General features: G+C 33.0%; 1 pseudogene. It reads right to left on the reverse strand.

From position 1 onward, the window contains the following. Positions 1-427 (reverse strand): annotated as a pseudogene (locus ACWQ4X_RS19830) (transposase); the annotation flags it as partial.

Consider the following 427-nt stretch of genomic DNA (forward strand, 5'->3'; position numbering starts at 1 on the left):
TGTTTGACCAACTTGAAGATGACGAAATAAATCACTAATTTTATGATTCTTGGCTAAGTGATTGGTCACAATAAAGTTTTTTTAACACGTATACAGAAGTGAATGTCATTTTCAATTAACCATGTAAACCATTTCTCACCGATAAATTCTCTGTCTGCGAACACATTCACAATACGATCTTTACCAAAAATGGAGATAAAGCGTTGAATCAAAGCAATACGCTCTTTTGTATCTGAATTGCCACGTTTATTGAGCAATGTCCAAACAATAGGTATCGCTATTCCACGATAGACGATGGCTAACATCAAGATATTGATATCTCGTTTTCCCCATTTCCAGTTGGTTCTATCCAAAGTTAATTGGACTTTATCGAATGAAAATATATTGAAAATTAACTGAGAAATTTGACGATAATCGAAATACTGAT

The sequence above is a fragment of the Acinetobacter sp. NigerLNRRAM0016 genome, from assembly GCF_054112845.1.